General features: G+C 66.2%; 18 protein-coding genes. 4 read left to right on the top strand and 14 right to left on the bottom strand.

Annotation, left to right across the window (positions count from 1 at the left end; genetic code table 11):
• Positions 1 to 535 precede the first annotated feature (535 nt).
• From rpsN to rpmB, 3 genes are read right to left on the bottom strand one after another with little or no spacing between them, the layout of a single operon-like run.
• Positions 536 to 841, bottom strand: coding sequence for a 30S ribosomal protein S14 (gene rpsN / locus AC57BR_RS06915; protein WP_003798555.1), 306 nt, complete (start codon positions 839 to 841; stop codon positions 536 to 538).
• Positions 842 to 845: 4 nt separating this feature from the next.
• Positions 846 to 1,013, bottom strand: a complete 168-nt coding sequence (gene rpmG, locus AC57BR_RS06920; RefSeq protein WP_003798558.1) for a 50S ribosomal protein L33 — start codon at positions 1,011 to 1,013, stop codon at positions 846 to 848.
• On the bottom strand, positions 1,013 to 1,249 hold the full coding sequence (gene rpmB, locus AC57BR_RS06925; protein ID WP_003798559.1) for a 50S ribosomal protein L28: 237 nt from the start codon (positions 1,247 to 1,249) through the stop codon (positions 1,013 to 1,015). Before rpmB ends, rpmG begins: the two co-directional genes overlap by 1 nt.
• A gap of 453 nt (positions 1,250 to 1,702) precedes the next feature.
• Between rpmB and AC57BR_RS06930 the strand changes: the two genes are divergently transcribed.
• From AC57BR_RS06930 to AC57BR_RS06940, 3 genes are read left to right on the top strand one after another with little or no spacing between them, the layout of a single operon-like run.
• A complete protein-coding gene (locus tag AC57BR_RS06930) occupies positions 1,703 to 3,169 on the top strand; it encodes a ferredoxin reductase family protein (protein ID WP_496359038.1) in 1,467 nt (488 codons plus the stop codon).
• Positions 3,166 to 3,738: an FMN-binding protein gene (locus AC57BR_RS06935; RefSeq protein WP_496359039.1), complete on the top strand. Its 573-nt coding sequence runs from the start codon at positions 3,166 to 3,168 to the stop codon at positions 3,736 to 3,738. Before AC57BR_RS06930 ends, AC57BR_RS06935 begins: the two co-directional genes overlap by 4 nt.
• A complete protein-coding gene (locus tag AC57BR_RS06940; protein WP_496359040.1) occupies positions 3,722 to 4,591 on the top strand; it encodes an FAD:protein FMN transferase in 870 nt (289 codons plus the stop codon). Before AC57BR_RS06935 ends, AC57BR_RS06940 begins: the two co-directional genes overlap by 17 nt.
• 14 nt (positions 4,592 to 4,605) lie before the next feature.
• Here AC57BR_RS06940 and AC57BR_RS06945 read toward each other — a convergent pair whose 3' ends face one another.
• Both AC57BR_RS06945 and AC57BR_RS06950 read right to left on the bottom strand, forming a co-directional pair.
• Positions 4,606 to 5,367, bottom strand: coding sequence for an SGNH/GDSL hydrolase family protein (locus tag AC57BR_RS06945; RefSeq protein WP_496359041.1), 762 nt, complete (start codon positions 5,365 to 5,367; stop codon positions 4,606 to 4,608).
• An 80-nt stretch (positions 5,368 to 5,447) separates the two neighbouring features.
• Positions 5,448 to 5,933 (bottom strand): MarR family winged helix-turn-helix transcriptional regulator, encoded by a 486-nt coding sequence (locus tag AC57BR_RS06950; RefSeq protein WP_496359042.1) that lies wholly within the window; start codon positions 5,931 to 5,933, stop codon positions 5,448 to 5,450.
• A 98-nt stretch (positions 5,934 to 6,031) separates the two neighbouring features.
• Between AC57BR_RS06950 and AC57BR_RS06955 the strand changes: the two genes are divergently transcribed.
• Complete coding sequence (locus tag AC57BR_RS06955; protein WP_496359043.1) at positions 6,032 to 6,334, top strand: YciI family protein; 303 nt, start codon at positions 6,032 to 6,034, stop codon at positions 6,332 to 6,334.
• Between the two features lie 88 nt (positions 6,335 to 6,422).
• Here AC57BR_RS06955 and AC57BR_RS06960 read toward each other — a convergent pair whose 3' ends face one another.
• The 9 genes from AC57BR_RS06960 to AC57BR_RS07000 form a co-directional block, all read right to left on the bottom strand.
• Entirely contained in the window at positions 6,423 to 7,544 is a 1,122-nt protein-coding gene (locus AC57BR_RS06960) for an ABC transporter ATP-binding protein (protein WP_496359044.1), read from the bottom strand.
• A 9-nt stretch (positions 7,545 to 7,553) separates the two neighbouring features.
• Positions 7,554 to 8,381, bottom strand: a complete 828-nt coding sequence (locus tag AC57BR_RS06965) for an ABC transporter permease (protein WP_496359045.1) — start codon at positions 8,379 to 8,381, stop codon at positions 7,554 to 7,556.
• Positions 8,368 to 9,255: an ABC transporter permease gene (locus AC57BR_RS06970; RefSeq protein WP_496359046.1), complete on the bottom strand. Its 888-nt coding sequence runs from the start codon at positions 9,253 to 9,255 to the stop codon at positions 8,368 to 8,370. Before AC57BR_RS06970 ends, AC57BR_RS06965 begins: the two co-directional genes overlap by 14 nt.
• 1 nt (position 9,256) lies before the next feature.
• Positions 9,257 to 10,351, bottom strand: a complete 1,095-nt coding sequence (locus tag AC57BR_RS06975) for an extracellular solute-binding protein (RefSeq protein ID WP_496359047.1) — start codon at positions 10,349 to 10,351, stop codon at positions 9,257 to 9,259.
• A 265-nt stretch (positions 10,352 to 10,616) separates the two neighbouring features.
• Positions 10,617 to 11,441: an SGNH/GDSL hydrolase family protein gene (locus tag AC57BR_RS06980; protein WP_496359048.1), complete on the bottom strand. Its 825-nt coding sequence runs from the start codon at positions 11,439 to 11,441 to the stop codon at positions 10,617 to 10,619.
• A 141-nt stretch (positions 11,442 to 11,582) separates the two neighbouring features.
• A complete protein-coding gene (locus tag AC57BR_RS06985) occupies positions 11,583 to 12,656 on the bottom strand; it encodes a siderophore-interacting protein (RefSeq protein WP_496359049.1) in 1,074 nt (357 codons plus the stop codon).
• On the bottom strand, positions 12,653 to 13,480 hold the full coding sequence (locus AC57BR_RS06990; protein WP_496359050.1) for an ABC transporter ATP-binding protein: 828 nt from the start codon (positions 13,478 to 13,480) through the stop codon (positions 12,653 to 12,655). Before AC57BR_RS06990 ends, AC57BR_RS06985 begins: the two co-directional genes overlap by 4 nt.
• Positions 13,480 to 14,598, bottom strand: coding sequence for a FecCD family ABC transporter permease (locus tag AC57BR_RS06995; RefSeq protein WP_496359090.1), 1,119 nt, complete (start codon positions 14,596 to 14,598; stop codon positions 13,480 to 13,482). Before AC57BR_RS06995 ends, AC57BR_RS06990 begins: the two co-directional genes overlap by 1 nt.
• A 20-nt stretch (positions 14,599 to 14,618) precedes the next feature.
• The gene (locus tag AC57BR_RS07000) at positions 14,619 to 15,728 is read right to left on the bottom strand and encodes a FecCD family ABC transporter permease (protein WP_496359051.1); all 1,110 of its coding nucleotides are present in this window, start codon (positions 15,726 to 15,728) and stop codon (positions 14,619 to 14,621) included.
• Positions 15,729 to 15,740 lie beyond the last annotated feature (12 nt).

A 15,740-nucleotide genomic window follows, 5' to 3' on the forward strand; every position in this document is an offset into this window, starting at 1 on the left:
CATAAAAAATCGGTATCAACAAACTTGGCACACTATTGAGTTCTCAAACAACAGACACACCCGGCACCACCCAAACCAACGTTCAGGATCGCTCCGGAGCAACTTTTCAAACTTACCCGGTTTCACTCCCCGACGCAAATCCATGTTCCAGGACCCACACCGGCAAACAAACCAGCCCCACCAAACCCAAGCGACCTAAAAGAGCCACCAGATTATGGTCTTGATTTCGGGGATTTGGCCACCCGCGGTTACCAGCTCTTCGCTGTCTCCCTCGCGGCGACTTGGAAAACATTACACCCACCCCACCCCCAAAGCAACCCAGCCAAAACCACGCCTCGAGGTCCCAAAAACCGCTAGATTCCGCGCACAACAAGGCGCGACAAGCCGAGAAGTCGGGCGTCGCCGTCCTAATTCAATATTGTGTGGTGCGTCACCCGGGGGCGGTCACCATAAACGAGGGGGATTAACGCAAAGAAGGGCCGGCAACCACGTGGTTGCCGGCCCTCCTCAGGCAGCTGGTATCAGCGGTGCTGGATTACCAAGAGGACTTGGTGATGCCCGGGAGCTCACCGCGGTGAGCCATGTCGCGGAAGCGAACACGGGAGATACCGAACTTCTGGAAGGTACCGCGCGGACGGCCGTCGATGATGTCGCGGTTACGCAGACGGATCGGGGAGGCGTTGCGGGGCAGCTTCTGCAGGCCGAGGCGTGCAGCTTCGCGTGCTTCGTCAGTCGCGTTCGGATCGACCAGGGTCTTCTTCAGTTCGAGGCGCTTTGCAGCGTAACGCTCAACGATGACCTTGCGCTGCTCGTTGCGAGCAATCTTGGACTTCTTAGCCATGTGTTTAGCGCTCCTCTCGGAATTCGACGTGCTGGCGGATCTTGGGGTCGTACTTCTTCAGGACCAGACGGTCCGGGTCGTTACGACGGTTCTTACGGGTTACGTAGGTGTAACCCGTGCCCGCGGTCGACTTGAGCTTGATGATCGGACGTACGTCCTTGTCCTTTGCCACTAGAGCTTCACTCCTCGCGCCAGGATGTCGGCGACGACAACGTCGATGCCGCGTACGTCGATGGTCTTGATGCCCTTTGCAGAGACCTGCAGAGTGACATTACGGCGCAGGGACGGAACCCAGTAGCGCTTCTTCTGGATGTTCGGGTCGAACCGGCGCTTGTTGCGGCGGTGCGAGTGCGAAATGCTGTGTCCAAAGCCCGGCTCGGCTCCGGTCACCTGGCAGTGTGCTGCCATGACGACTCTCCTCTGAAAAAATGAATGAAACGGCGGGCAGAGTTCTGCTTCACCGTGCGGCAGGCGGCGTCCGCATCCAGCCACGTATCCGCACGTTTCAACACCGGTGAACCGGGTTTACTGCGGCGGAATACGATGAGCCACAAACACTTGGCAATGGAAGCCACTGCGAAATGCCGGGATACTGGGCGAATACAGGAATGCACGCAACTTGAGCCCCTAACTACCGGCCTCCAGGACTGTGAATACTGCCAACAGCCACCGCAAACCGGAGCAATTGCACACGCTCCGCGCCACCTAGCGCCAACCAAGTCTACGAGACACGCGAATTAAAGACCAATCCGGCGGGGAACGGTGTTATAGGGCAGCCCGGGGATCTTCCTTCTTCCAAGACATATCCGGAAAGAAGGCTCCTCACAGCAAAGTCAAAGGCTCGCGGCGGAATCTTGAGCCATGAACACACAGCTCTTGCCCTCCCCCGGAGCCGGCACCCCGAGGCGTCCGGACCGCCGGCCTGTTTCGGTCCGGGAGACCGGCCGATTCGCCGGCCGGCACCGGCGCAGACTCCTTCGGGCCGATGCCCTGGCGGTGACGGCCTGGTCCTCGTTGGCCGCCTCGGTTGCCCTCTGGCTTGCCGACGGCGGCCTGACGGCGGCGTCCTCGCCTGCCGGAATGGTCACAGCGCTGGGTATTGTTGCCGGGCTTGCCGGCATGGACCTGGTGCTGCTCATGCTGCTGCTGGCCGCCAGGATCCCGTTCATCGACGGCGCGGTTGGGCATGACCGGGCTCTGGAGTTTCACCGGAAGCTTGGGAAACCCTCGCTGTACCTGCTCCTGGCCCACGGACTCCTCATCGCGGTGGGCTATGGCATGGCAGAAGGGCTCGACCCGGTCAGCGAAGCTGTGGCGCTCTGGGTGCTGGTGCCCGACATGTGGCTCGCGTTCATCTCCCTGGCACTCTTCATCGCGGTTGTTGTCACGTCCCTGGTGGCCGTCCGCCGGCGCTTCCCGTACGAATTCTGGTACGCCGTGCACCTGCTCACCTATGCTGCCGTGCTCACCTCGCTGCCGCACCAGTTCAGCGTGGGCGGGCTGTTCGCCGCAGGCACGTGGCAGCGCGGGTACTGGCTGGCCATCTGCATCGCCACCGGGGCCGCCCTGCTGTACTACCGGATCATCCAGCCTGTGCAGGCAACCTTCAGGCATCAGCTCACGGTTGAGCGCGTCACCTCAGTGGCACCCGGGGTGGTCAACATCGAAATGAGCGGCCTGCAGCTCGGTTCGCTGGCCGGCAACGGCGGGCGGTTCTTCATCTGGCGCTTCCTCGCTCCGGGCCTGTGGTGGCATCCGCATCCGTTCAGCCTGTCGGCGGAGCCGGCGCGGACCGGACCTGACGGGCACGGGCGGCTGCGGATCACGGTTCGTGATCTCGGCCGGGGCTCGGCACAACTGCTAAAGCTGCGGCGCGGAACGAAGGTCGCCGTAGAAGGGCCGTACGGACTCTTCAGCTCCGCCGCGCGCAGCAGGGACCGTGTGGTCATGATCGGTGCCGGCATCGGTATTACGCCGTTGCGGGCCCTCCTGGAGACCACCCCTTTCTCCCCTGGCCAGGCGACGGTTCTGCTCCGCGGGCACAGCAGCCAGGAGCTCTACCTGGGCGAGGAAATCCTCGAACTGTGCCGGCAGCGCGGCGCCACCCTGTTCCACCTGACCGGCGGACGGGACCCCGGCTCCCCTGACAGCTGGCTTCCGGCCACCGCGCACCGCGCCGGGTACGCGCTGGCGGATTACGTTCCGGAAATCGCCCACGCCGACGTCTATGTATGCGGGCCCTCACGCTGGGCGGGCAACGTCCTGAACGCCGCCCGCGCCGCTGGTGTCCATGAAGATCAGCTCCATCACGAAAGGTTCGACTGGTGAGAATCAGAGCAGCAGTTTCAGCCGCCTTGGCTTCGGCCGGCATCCTCCTGGCCGGCTGGCAATCGGGTGTCCATGTGGCCGATACACGCAGCGCGGTTGCGGCCGCGGCAACGGGAAACCAGGCGTCGGGGGCGGGAACCACGGACAGCAGCGGCACCGCGTCGTCGGGATCCTCGGCGTCGTCCGGGGCGACTGGCAGTTCCGGGGCGACTGGCAGTTCCGGGGCGACGGACAGTTCGGGCGCGGCGGGCAGCTCGGGCGCGGCCGGAGCCGCCGGCGCGGCGGCCAAGGCCGGCGGCACATACGACGGCGATGTGGTCCAGACCCGCTTCGGCACCGTGCAGGTCCAGATCACTGTGAAGGCCGGGCAGATCACCGACGTCACGGCCCTGAAACTCACCGACGCCGAGGGCCGGTCCGTGCAGATCAGCAATTACGCCGCCCCCATTCTTCGCAGCGAGGTGCTCCAGGCACAGTCCGGCAACGTGCAGACCGTGGGCGGCGCCACCGTGACCAGCGACGCCTACCTCACCTCCCTCCAGGCAGCCCTCGATGCCGCAAACCTTTGAAACAAGGCTCCGGGCCCGGACCTTCACCTGCATGGGGACCGTCATCAGCCTGACTATCCCCGCGGACGCGCACAAAGCACCCCAGGCTGCGGCGGATGAGCTGGAAGCGGCGACCGCCGTCGTCGAACGCCTTTTCACTGAACTGGACAGCATCTTCAGCCTCTACCGCCCCGATTCAGAGGCGAGCAGACTGGTCCGCGGCGAACTCGCGCTGCCGGAGGCTTCCGCGGAAATGCGGGCGCGGTATGAGGAGGCGGCCGAGTGGAGGCTTCTCACGGAGGGTGCGTTCACGCCGGAACGTCCGGACGGGGCGCTGGATCTCTCCGGAATCGTCAAGGGCCACGCCATCAGGGAAGCCGGCATGTCGCTGCTGGCGCTCGGCATGGCCAACTGGTGCCTGAACGCCGGCGGGGACGTGCTGGTCGGCGGCTCCCCCATTCCCGGCACCGATGGGCCATGGCGGGCGGGGATTGTTGATCCGGCGGACCGGAGGACCCTGCTGGCCGGTTTCCCGCTGCGCGGGGCCGCGCCGGGTACGTCTCCGCTTGGTTCGCGTCCGCAGAGTCCGGCTCCGCTGGGTGGAAAGACGGCCGACGGCGGGACCCGGGCGGCGCTGGCCACCTCGGGTTCCGCTGAACGAGGGGACCATATCTGGAGCGTCGCGGCCGGAGCCGCGGAATTCCGGCAGGTTTCCGTCGCCGCAGCGGACGTGGTCACCGCCGATGTACTGGCAACCGCGATCGTGGCCGGCGGCGTCCCGATGCTCAACCGCGCGACCGCCATGTGGGACATCGAGGCGCTGGCCGTGCGTGCAAATGGCGAGCTATTGGCGACGGGCGGGTTCCGGCGGTAGGTTGGCTTGCCCGCCTAGAGCCGGGTGAGCTGGGCGTACCTGGGCTGGAGGTTGTCGCCCGAGGACTTGCCTGTGACCCGCCGGACCACCCACGGCGCGGCGAATTCCCGGACCCAGCGGGCGTTAGCCCTTAGCGCCTCCGCCTTGCTGAGCTCCGGGACGGGCGTCATTGGCGGAACCTCAATGGAGTGCTCGTGTTCTAGGACCGTCAGGACGCGCTTGGCCATGTTGGCGTGGCCGGCGGCGGACATGTGCATCCGGTCCTTAGCCCACATGCCCCAGTCGTAGTATTCGTTGAAGCGCCAGTAGTCCACTAGCAGGGCTCCATGGTCTCCGGCGATGCCGCGCACGAGTTCGTTGTAGATGGCCGTACGCCCCCGCATGGTGCCGAAGACCTTCGAGCCCCGCGCGTCGAAGCCCGTGAACAGCACCACGGTGGCGCCCGTGGCCGCCAGCTTCCCCACCGCTTTTTCGTAGTCCGCGAGCAGGTCGTCGATGTCGATCTTGGGCCGAAGAATGTCGTTGGCACCGGCGTAAAGAGTCACCAGAGTGGGATTGAGCGCGATGGCGGCGTCCACCTGCTCGGCCAGGATCTGCCGCAGCTTGCGGCCGCGGATGGCGAGGTTGGCGTACCCGAAGCCGGGGTCAGTCGAGCCCAGTTGCTCCGCCACCCGGTCAGCCCAGCCGCGGACCCCGTTGGGCCGCGTCGGGTCGTCGTCACCCACACCCTCCGTGAAGGAATCTCCAAGGGCGACGTAGCGGGCCGTGAAATCCATGGGAGCAAGTCTGCCACCCGTTGCCGGGAGCAACCAAGACAGCTGCGCGCGGCGCAGGAACTGCCTCTGCCTGGGTGGTGCTACTGCTGCTGCTCGCGGAGGATCCAGTGATTGCTGTCCAGGCGGGCCACTATCTTTTCGCCGATGCGGGCGAGGTCCGCAACATCCCGCTCAGTCAGGGCATCGAGAAACAGCGAGCGCACGGATTCGACGTGGCCCGGCGCCAGATCCACGATGGTGGACATGCCCTCTTCGGTGAGGTGTGCGGTGGTGACGCGGGCATCTCCGGGATGCGGCCGGCGTTCCACCCAGCCGCGGTTCTGGAGCTTGGTGACCACATGGGACAGCCGGGAGAGGGAGGCGCTGGTCCGTGCCGCCAGCTCGCTCATCGGCAGGAAGCGGCCCTCGGCCTCGGAGAGCATCGCCAGCACGTTGTAGTCGAACAGCGACACCTTGCCGGCGGCATGCAGCTGGGTATCCAGCGACGCGGGCAGCATGGTGTTGATGCTCAGCAGGGCAAGCCATGCCCGGCGTTCATTGGAGTTGAGCCAGCGCGGTTCGGTCATTACTCCATCCTAGGAGAACTAACGCTTGACGGTTCAAGGCCGGTTCCGGCGGCGGCGAGTCGCCGGGCGGCCAAGGCTCTGGCGGTAGGCTGGCGGTCATGTACGTAGTTTCCCTGACCTACAAAGTTGCCCAAGAGATCGTGGACCAGCATCTGGATGCCCACGTGGACTGGCTGAAGGATGCCTTTGACGAAGGCGTCTTCATCGCCGCCGGCCGCAAGGTTCCGCGCACGGGAGGCGTGCTGCTCTCCAGGGCAGACCGTCCAACCCTCGACGGGTCACTGGCCAAGGATCCGTTCAACGTGCACGGGGTAGCCGACTTCGACGTCACTGAATTCGCTGCAAACCGCGCTGCGCCGGGGTTCGAGAACCTGCTGGACGAGCCCGGGCAGCAGAACTAGCCCATTGTTGAGGCCCCGGCCGCGCTGTCCGGGGCCTCAACACGCGGAATGCCGGTCAAACCGGGCCACTTCGGCCCCGTTACGGGCCCTAGGACTCCAGGACCAGAAGCTGGGCCCGTCCGGAGTCCCATCCCACGAATACTTGGCCCCCGGGCGCAGCCCTGCCGGCAGAGTCCGGACTGAGTTCGCGCAACTGGAGCTCATGGCCGCCTGCCGTCAGGCGGTGGCGGACGGTGGCGCCCAAGTTGGTGGAGGACACCAACGTTGCCGCGCCGCCGTTGCCGCACTGACCTGCCGAGCGGAATTTGAGGTGCTCCGGCCGGATGGAGAGGGCATAGTTTTCGCCTTGGACCCCACGGTCTGCAACCCGTGCCGTGCCAAGCCCGCCAAGGTCCACCAGGGCCTCGATGCCGTTGCGTTCCAGCACGGTGCAGGGAATGAGGTTGGTATCGCCGAGGAAGCTGGCCACCCAGTCTGTCAACGGCTGGTTGTACACCTCCTCCGGCGGGCCAGATTGGACGATCTTGCCATCCTTCATGACCACGATCCGGTCCGACATAGCCATGGCTTCGTCCTGGTCGTGGGTGACGAATAGCACGGAGATGCCGAGGCTCTTTTGCAGTGTCTTGATTTCCTCCTGCATCTGTTCCCTCAGCCGCTTGTCCAGTGCGGCCATTGGTTCGTCCAGCAGCAACGCGGCCGGGTTGAAGACCAGCGCGCGGGCCAGGGCGACGCGTTGCTGCTGCCCGCCGGAGAGTTGGCGGGGCTTGCGGCTCCCCATTTTGCCGAGACCCACGCGGTCCAAGGCCTCCTCAGCCCGTTGGCGGCGTTCATTCTTGGGGATTTTCCGCATGCGGAGAGGAAATTCGACGTTTTCGAGCGCGCTCATGTGCGGGAACAGTGCGTAGTTCTGAAACACCACGCCCAGGTTGCGCTCTCGCGGAGGCAGTGTGTCCACTGGTCGGCCATCGATCAACACGGACCCGGAGGTGTGCTCCTCGAAGCCGGCAACCATCATCATGGTGGTGGTCTTGCCGGACCCGCTGGGCCCGAGCAGGGTGACGAACTCGCCCGGCTGGACAGCGAGGTCCAGCCGGTCCACGGCCACGACGTCGCCGTAGTTCTTGCTGACACTGCGGAGTTCAATGGCGCCCCGCGAAGCGGTCCGGGTGCCTGATATTGATTCCGCGGAAATCACTGATGTGGTCATCGGCATTCCTTACGATTGGGCGGACTCTGCCAGCGGCAGCATCCGTGCGGTGGACCGGCGCCTGAGGACAAACATGACCTGCAAGAGGAGCCCGATAGTGGCGACGCTGACCAGCAGCGCAGAGGAAACAGCGATCTTCGGAGTCAGATTGAACTGGATGTCCGTGAACATTTTGACGGGCAGCGTGGTGGCACCCGGGGACTGCATGAACAGCGACATCACGGTCTCGTCGATGGAGACCGAGAACGCAAACAGGGCGCCCGAGATCAGGCCCGGCAGGATGATCGGGAGATACACGTGCCGCAGTACTGACAACGGGCCGGCACCAAGGCTTTGCGCCGACCTCACGAGTGCCGGGTTTAGGCCTGCGAGGGCCGCCCGGGTGGTGAGGTAGACGTACGGGGTGGCGATCACCGCGTGCGCCAGGCCGATGGGGAGGATGCTGCCCACCATCCCGATGGAGATGAAGAACTGGTAGAACGCCAACGCGAGCACCACGGTGGGCACGATCATCGGCGCGAGGATGAGGCCCACGACAGCGGGCTGTCCAGGGAACTTGCGCCCGTGCAGGCCGATCGCCGCGGTGGCGCCCAGCAGGACACCGATCACCACGGCGATTGCCGCCGACTGGAGGCTGGCCGTCAGGGCGGAGGTCCAGGCCAGGTCGGCGAAGAATCCGGCCACGGCGGCGAAGGAAATCCCTTCCGGCGGGAAGGTGATGTAGCGGCTGTCGTTCAGCGCGACCGGCACCACAATCGCCGTCGGAACGACGAGGAACAGGAAAGCTGGAATGGAAAGCAGCGCCAGCAGGCGCTGTTGCGGATTAATTGTCTTCATGTTGGCCTCCCGCCTTGAGGACGCGCTGGTAGACAGCCACGAGGAGGCTGACCATGACAGTCAGGATGACGGCCAATGCAGCGGCCCCGGAGAAGTCCGTGAGCTGTCGGGCGTAGTAGTCGATCTGGTTGGCGATCATCATGTCGCCGGGGCCGCCCATCACCACCGGCGTGATGAAGAAGCCCGTACTGATGATGAAGACCAGCAGCCCGGCGGCAGAAATGCCGGGCATGCTCAGCGGCAGCGTGATCCTGCGGAAGACCGATCCTTCCCGCGCGCCAAGGGAGCGGGCCGCAAGCCCGAGCCGGTCATCGATGGATGCCAGCGAGGAGAAGATCGGGAACACCGCGTATGGCAGGAGACAGTGCACCATGCCGACGATCACGGCGAACCGGTTGTGCAGGAGGGGGATCGGCGCACCCGTAAGCCCGATTCCCTGCAGGAAGGCGTTCACGATGCCGTTGTCCTGCAGCAGGACCGCCCAGGCGAAGTTCTTCACCAGGATGCCGGTCCAGAACGGCAGGAGTACGACGGCGAACAGGATCACCCGGGTGACGGTGCCGGCACGCCAGAGGACCATGGCGATGATGTAGCCGAGTACCACCGTCACGATGGTGCTCGCCAGGCTGATGGTCAGGGTGTTGACCAGGGCGAGCATCACGAGCGGGTCCTCGAGGACCCGCTGGTAGGCGTTGTCGGCGAAGCTTGCACCGACCAGTTTGCCCAGCGGCGTCAGGAACAGCACGACGTCGAAGGCGAGGATTGGGGCCAGCAGCAGCCACCAGCCGCTGCGCCGCCGTCGTGGTGCTGATTCAGCGGAAGGCGGGGCGCCGCGGCCCCGCGGCCGTGTCCATTCCAGAGTTGCGTTGCTCATCTCAGCTGGCCTGCCAGAGCTTGAACTGCTGCTCGGTCTTCTTCAGGTTCTGCGACCACCACTTGTCGTCGCGGACGAGGATCTTGTCGGCCAACCGCGGGCTCGTCGGCAGGGTGTCCGCGATTTCCTTCGGCAGCTTGGACAGGGCCGGGGTGTTGGCCAGGGTCAGGTTGGTGACCTTGTCGAACGCGGCGCCGGCCTCGGCGTCGTTGGACATGAAGTTCATCAGCTTGAAGGCCGCTTCCTTGTTCTTCGCACCCTTTGGCACCACGAAGTAGTCGCCGGCCAGGACGGCGTTTTCGGCGGAGAAGTTCAGTTTGGCGCCGTCATTGCGGGCCGCGTTGATCCGGTTGTTGAAGCTCGTGGAGAGGGACACCTCGCCGGAGGTGAGCTGCTGGATGGGCTCCTGGTTGGCGGCGTGGTACAGCAGCCGGTCCTTGCCCGGGTGGTGTCCAAGCACGCGAAGGGCGCGGTCCACGTCAAGGGGGTAGATCTTGTCGAACGGAACCCCATCTGCCAGCAGCGCGGCCTCCAGGACTGAGCTGTCGGATAGCTGGTTGTAAACGGAACGCTTGGTCTTGTACTTGTCCTGGTCAAAGAACTGGGCCCAGTCCTTTGGCGCTTGTGCGTCCGAAATGACCTTCTGGTCCCACGCCATGACAAAAAGGAAGCTGAGGTACTTGATGCCGTACTCGGCTTTGGCGTAGCCGGGCAAGCCCTTGTCGCTGATGATGTCGTAATCGAACTTTTCCAGCAGGCCCTCGGCGACCGCTGTCTCGTACTCCGGTGCCGTGATTTCCACGAGGTCCCACTGCACGTCTCCGGACTGCACCTGGGCCTTGAGCGCCGCGAGGCTGGTGTTGGCCAGCAGCGTGGGCTGGATGCCCGTCTTCTTGGAGAAGGGATCGAGGATTGTCTGGGTCAACTGGTCGTTGTAGGAACCGCCGTAGGACGTGACCGTCACGGTCTTGTTGGCCGGTGCGCTTTCGGCAGGCTTTGCGCCGCAGCCGGACAGGGCCAAGCCGGCGAACGGTGTAAGTGCCGCGGCCTTGAGGAGCTTCCGGCGGTCGAAATGGAGGGAATTGCTGTCAGTCATGGCGGTGATGCCTCTCGTGGCGGTGGCTCGCCTCGGCGCACGCGGGAAGAAGGTGCGCATGAATGAGGGAGCAGTGCAGGGATCCGGCTGTCAGGTCGGGGTGCCGGCGACGGCGGTTCACGCCCTCGAACGGTGCCCGCGACGCTGAGCGGACTTGAAGCTGGATGATTGACGGTTTGTCAGTGCCGCAACACTAGCTGTGACGTTGCACACAAGTCAACAGTTGTTTACAGTGACACTATTCAAGCCGCTAACCGGAAGGGCGTTATCGGTCCACCAGCTTTTTCAGGCCGCCTTTGCGCGGAACTTTCACTGGCCGGGGCCAGCGCGGGCTGAGGTTGTCCCCCAGCGTGACGCCGCGGAGCTTCCGTCCGAAAAGGGGAAACACCCAGTCGTTCACCCAGCGGCGCTGCCTCCGCTCCCAGTCGCGGAGAGTCACCTTGGCTGGTGGCTCCCATTCCTTGAGGGTGATCTTGTGCGGCACGCCGAGGTGGTCGAGGACCTGGGCCGCGAGATACTTGTGCCCGGCCTTGGACATGTGCAGCCGGTCGGTGTCCCACATCCTGCGGTCGTGGAAGGCCTCGAAACACCAGTAGTCCACGAGTACAGCCCCGTATTTGGCGGCGAGCTCCCGGACCCTCCGGTTGTACAGGGTGTTCCGCTTCTTCAGCGGTTCGAGCACCGCGGATACTTTGACGTCGAACCCCGTGAAAAGGACCAGGGTGGCGCCGGTGGCAGCCAGCCGCGCCACCACTTCCTCGTATTGGGCCAGGAGCTGGTCCATGTCAGTGCCGAAGTCCAGGATGTCGTTGCCGCCGGCATAGAGGGTGATGAGTGTGGGCTCCATGGCGATTGCCTGCTCCAGCTGCTCATCCACGATGTGGCGCAGCCGCTTGCTCCTTATCGCCAGGTTGGCGTAATGCCAGCCGGGTTCTGCCTTCGCCAGCTTCTCCGCCACTCGGTCCGCCCAGCCGCGCACGCCGTTCGGCATCCGGGAACTCCGGTCGCCCACGCCTTCGGTAAAGGAATCTCCGACGGCGACGAACACCCGACGCCTGTCCCGGTCCGGACGCACTGGAGAGACACCCACCCGGACAAGGTACACGCGCCGAGCAACACCCAGGGAAACCGCAGATGAACGCCATCATGCTGAGGGAGCATCCCGGATCAAGCGACGAAAACTGAGGGAGCATCCCGGATCAAGCGACGAAAGCTGAGGAAGCGTCCCGGGTCAGAGCTCGGCCTTGCCCTGGCGCCAGTACCCCATGAAGGCGACCTGCTTCCGGTCGATCCCGACGTCACGGACCAGGTAGCGCCGCATGTCCTTGATGACACCCGCCTCGCCGGCGATCCACGCATAGAACGGCAGGGCACCCGCTGGCTTGTCCGGGTTCTTCGTGGCGCTGACCGCGGCGGCATCGAGGCGGGCAGGGGTTTCCCAGAGGATTTCCTGGTCAACGTTCACGTCGTCGGGTTCCGGGCCGGCGGCTTCGACGGACTTGATGCCCACCCAGCCCGGCACGGGTACCGCGTCCCTGACCGCTTCCCGGAGGAGTTCGCCGTGCGGCCGGGACCTGCCGATCGAGGCACCGCGTGCCAGCCAGGTGATTTCGACGTCGGCCGCCGTTTCCAGGTCCAGGAAGTCACCGGCCTCCGGCACTTCCAGGAAGGCATGTCCGGTCATGTAGCCGGGCAGGCTTTCGAGAATGGCGCTGATCGCTGGGACAGCCGTCTCGTCGCCGGCCAGGAGCACATGCCCGGCCAGGCCCGGCCGCCATTCGATGCCCGCATACGTTTCTGCGGTGACGCAGTGCGCCGCCCGGTTGTTCGGCCCGATCAGGGCGAGGGCGTCGCCCGGCTTGGCCGTGAGCGCCCAGTTCGCCGCGGGACCGCCGTTGCCGTCGGCGTCGAAGTGCATCACGAAGTCGACGTCGATCTCCGGGTAGACGGCGTCCAGCCGGGCCTGCCGGACGGTGTAGGTGCGCATGGAGCCGCGGGTGGCCGGATCCATGGCCAGCCACTCCTGGTACCAGCCGCTCTCCTCCATCCGGAACTTCGGCAGCGGAAGCCGGCTGCCGTCCGGCGCCAGCGACGGGATCATGAGTTTGATGCGGAGGTCCAGGCTGTCCCCGTGGACACCGAAGTCGCGCAGCGAGTAGCCGCCGAACGTCACGCGCCGGAAGTTCGGGCTCAGCTCCTGCACGGCCGAGACGGTGACATCAAGCGCCAGGGTCATCGGCTCGGTGGCGAGGCCGGGACGGTCCGCGATGGACGTGCGGGCGGAACCATTCTGTATTGCACTCATGAGGCCATCTCCAGGGTCGTGGTCAGAACTTTTGGGTCGGCGTGGTGCCTGCCGAGAGGGATGATCAGCGGAGTGCCGGACACCGGATCCGGGACCACCCGGGAGTCCAGCGCGAAGACGTTCCGCACCAGCTCCTCGGTAATCACGCTGGACGCTGCGCCCTCGGCCACGATCTGCCCGGCCTTCAGGGCGATGACATGGTCGGCGTAACGCGCCGCCAGGTTGAGGTCGTGCAGCACGATCGCCACGGTCGTGCCGCGCTGGCGGTTGAGGTCGGTGACCAGGTCCAGCACCTCAACCTGGTGCGCCAGGTCCAGGTAGGTGGTGGGCTCGTCGAGCAGCAGCACGTCCGTTTCCTGGGCGAGCGCCATGGCGATCCACACCCGCTGGCGCTGTCCGCCGGAGAGTTCGTCGACGTTCCGCCCGGCGAGCTCCAGCGTTTCTGTGGCTTCCAGCGCGCGCTGCACTGCGGCGTCGTCCTTCTCCGACCAACTGCGGAAGAAGCCCTGGTGCGGGTACCGCCCGCGGCCCACCAGGTCTCGAACGGTGATGCCGTCCGGCGCCGTCGGGTGCTGCGGGAGCAGGCCAAGGGTGCGTGCCAGTTCGCGCGCCGGGCGGGAGTGGATGTCCTTGCCGTCGAGGGTTACCGTGCCGCCGGCGGGCTTCAGGAGCCGGGACAGGCCCCGCAGGAGCGTGGATTTTCCGCAGGCGTTGGCGCCCACGATCATGGTCACCCTGCCCTCGGGGATCTCCGCCGTGAGGTTTTCCACGACCCGGCGCTGATCGTACTGCAGCGTGAGGTCCCGGGCTTGCAGAACAGCCATCAGGCATCCTTTCGGTTGGATGTGACCAGGAGCCACAGCAGGAACGGGGCACCGAGGGCGCCGGTGATGACGCCGACCGGCAGGACGGTGCCGTCCAGCAGCAGCGGTGCGATGTTGGCGGCGAGGTAGTCCGCAGCCAGGACGATCAGGGCGCCCACCAGGGCCGACGCCGGAAGGCTGGAGCGGCCGGTGAAGCGGCGCGCGATGGGGCCGGCCAGGAAGGCGACGAACGCCACCGGCCCGGCTGCCGCCGTCGCCACAGCGGCCAGCGCGACGGCGGTGAGCACCAGACCCAGCCGGGTGGCACCTACCCGCACGCCGAGTCCCGCGGCGGCGTCGTCCCCCACTTCGAGGATGCGCAGCGGCCCGGCCAGCACGGCCGCGGCCGGAACCAGGACCATCAGCGTCAGGGCCAGCACGCCCGCACGGTCCCAGCTGGCGGAGTTGAGCGAGCCGTTGATCCAGATCAGCGCCTCCGCGGCGGTGCGGATGTCGGCCCGGGTCATGAGGAAGCTGACCATGGCGTGCAGCGCGGCAGCGACGCCGACGCCGGCCAGGATGAGGCGGCTGCCGGCGGCGTTACCGCGGCTGCCGCCTCCGAGGCCCAGGGATCCGCTGCGTGAAATGCCGTAGATCAGCGCCGCCACGGCCATCGCACCGCCGAGGGCAGCGCCGGACACCGCGGCACCGGAGGCGCCGAAGACCACGATGGCCAGCACCGCCGCCGCGCTGGCCCCGTAGCTGATGCCGATCACGTCCGGGCTGGCCAGCGGGTTGCGGAGCATGGTCTGGAACAGCGCGCCGGAGAGCCCGAAGGCCAGGCCGATCAGCGTGCCGATCACCGCCCGGGGCAGCTTGGCCTCCATCACGATGAAGCTGGCGCCAGGGATCTTCTCACCGCCGGTGAAGTGGGCGGCGAGGATTTTGAAGAAGTCGGGGATGGTCACGGTGTAGCTGCCTAGCAGGATGCTGGTGGCCACCAGAAGCACGACGCCGGCGGCCAGTACCGCCGTCCGGTTCAGCAGCGTACGGTTCAGCAGGGGCCGGTTCGAAGCGCGAACGGGCAGATAATGCCCGGTTTCCGGGGTTTTGGGGGCATTATCTGCCCGTTCGCGCATCGTGGCGCTGGGGTTCGGAGTCACAGGCCTGCCCCTTTGCCGCGCCGGACCAGCCACACGAAGACGGGGGCGCCGACCAGGGCGGTCATGATTCCCGCCGGGACTTCGCCGGGCAGGAGGATCACGCGGCCCAGGATGTCGGACACGAGCAGCAGCGCGGGCGCGAGCACGGCGGAGAACGGCAGGATCCAGCGGTAGTCGGGGCCGGTCAGGGAACGGACGGCGTGCGGGATGACGAGGCCCACGAATCCGATGGGGCCGGCGAGCGCCGTCGCCGACCCGCACAGCATGACGATACCCAGCGCGGTGACCGCCCGCGCCAGGCCGACGTTCTGGCCCAGGCCGCGGGCGACGTCGTCGCCGAGTGCCAGGCTGTTGAGGACCCGGCCGGCCAGGAGCACGATCAGTGCCCCCACGATGAGGAACGGCAGGCCGGGCAGCACCACGGACCAGTCGCGCCCCGCAATGCCGCCCACCTGCCAGAACCGGAAGCGGTCCAGAGTGTCCTGGCTGGAGACCAGGATGACGTTCATCAGGGAGAACAGCCCCGCGCTCAGGGCGGCGCCCGCCAGGGCGAGCTTGACCGGTGTCGCGCCGTCCCGGCCCATGGAGGCAATGAGGTAAACGACGACGGCGGCGGCCGCCGCGCCGATGAACGCGAACCAGATGTATCCGGTCAGCGAGGAGATGCCGAAGACGTAGATTCCGGTGACCACGGCCAGGGCGGCACCGGCGTTGACGCCGATGATGCCCGGGTCTGCCAGCGGATTGCGCGCCACGCCCTGCATGGCGGCACCGGCCAGGCCCAGCGCCGCACCTGCGAGCAGGCCCAGGACAGTCCGCGGGATCCGGGCGTGCACCACGGCATGGTCGCCGTTTGCCGGGTTGAACTGGGACAGGGCCTGCCACACGGTTTCCAGGGACAGGCCCCGTGCGCCGACGGCAAGCGAGGCGCAACAGACAACAACGAGCACGACGCCGGCGGCCAGCAGCCAGGCGCCGCGCGGCCCACGGACCTTGCGGGCAGGCTGGGCGCGAACGGACGCTTGCCGTCCAACGGCTGCGGCCACAGGGGCCCCAAGTGTACGTTCGCGCTGGATGGCAGCGGCCGGCGTCGTGCTTGGTTTCATCAGAGGTTGCTT

This window comes from Arthrobacter sp. BGA-UO-ETr-C19 (assembly GCF_059568005.1).

What these genes read in the sequence shown, in the direction of transcription:
- AC57BR_RS06975 (WP_496359047.1), bottom strand. Translation starts at nt 10,351, where the DNA reads ATGACTGACAGCAATTCCCTCCATTTCGACCGCCGGAAGCTCCTCAAG.
- rpsN (WP_003798555.1), bottom strand. Translation starts at nt 841, where the DNA reads ATGGCTAAGAAGTCCAAGATTGCTCGCAACGAGCAGCGCAAGGTCATC.
- AC57BR_RS06990 (WP_496359050.1), bottom strand. Translation starts at nt 13,480, where the DNA reads ATGGCTGTTCTGCAAGCCCGGGACCTCACGCTGCAGTACGATCAGCGC.
- AC57BR_RS06950 (WP_496359042.1), bottom strand. Translation starts at nt 5,933, where the DNA reads ATGACCGAACCGCGCTGGCTCAACTCCAATGAACGCCGGGCATGGCTT.
- rpmB (WP_003798559.1), bottom strand. Translation starts at nt 1,249, where the DNA reads ATGGCAGCACACTGCCAGGTGACCGGAGCCGAGCCGGGCTTTGGACAC.
- AC57BR_RS06960 (WP_496359044.1), bottom strand. Translation starts at nt 7,544, where the DNA reads ATGACCACATCAGTGATTTCCGCGGAATCAATATCAGGCACCCGGACC.
- AC57BR_RS06970 (WP_496359046.1), bottom strand. Translation starts at nt 9,255, where the DNA reads ATGAGCAACGCAACTCTGGAATGGACACGGCCGCGGGGCCGCGGCGCC.
- AC57BR_RS06965 (WP_496359045.1), bottom strand. Translation starts at nt 8,381, where the DNA reads ATGAAGACAATTAATCCGCAACAGCGCCTGCTGGCGCTGCTTTCCATT.
- AC57BR_RS06955 (WP_496359043.1), top strand. Translation starts at nt 6,032, where the DNA reads ATGTACGTAGTTTCCCTGACCTACAAAGTTGCCCAAGAGATCGTGGAC.
- AC57BR_RS06930 (WP_496359038.1), top strand. Translation starts at nt 1,703, where the DNA reads ATGAACACACAGCTCTTGCCCTCCCCCGGAGCCGGCACCCCGAGGCGT.
- AC57BR_RS06945 (WP_496359041.1), bottom strand. Translation starts at nt 5,367, where the DNA reads ATGGATTTCACGGCCCGCTACGTCGCCCTTGGAGATTCCTTCACGGAG.
- AC57BR_RS06985 (WP_496359049.1), bottom strand. Translation starts at nt 12,656, where the DNA reads ATGAGTGCAATACAGAATGGTTCCGCCCGCACGTCCATCGCGGACCGT.
- AC57BR_RS07000 (WP_496359051.1), bottom strand. Translation starts at nt 15,728, where the DNA reads ATGAAACCAAGCACGACGCCGGCCGCTGCCATCCAGCGCGAACGTACA.
- AC57BR_RS06940 (WP_496359040.1), top strand. Translation starts at nt 3,722, where the DNA reads ATGCCGCAAACCTTTGAAACAAGGCTCCGGGCCCGGACCTTCACCTGC.
- AC57BR_RS06995 (WP_496359090.1), bottom strand. Translation starts at nt 14,598, where the DNA reads ATGCGCGAACGGGCAGATAATGCCCCCAAAACCCCGGAAACCGGGCAT.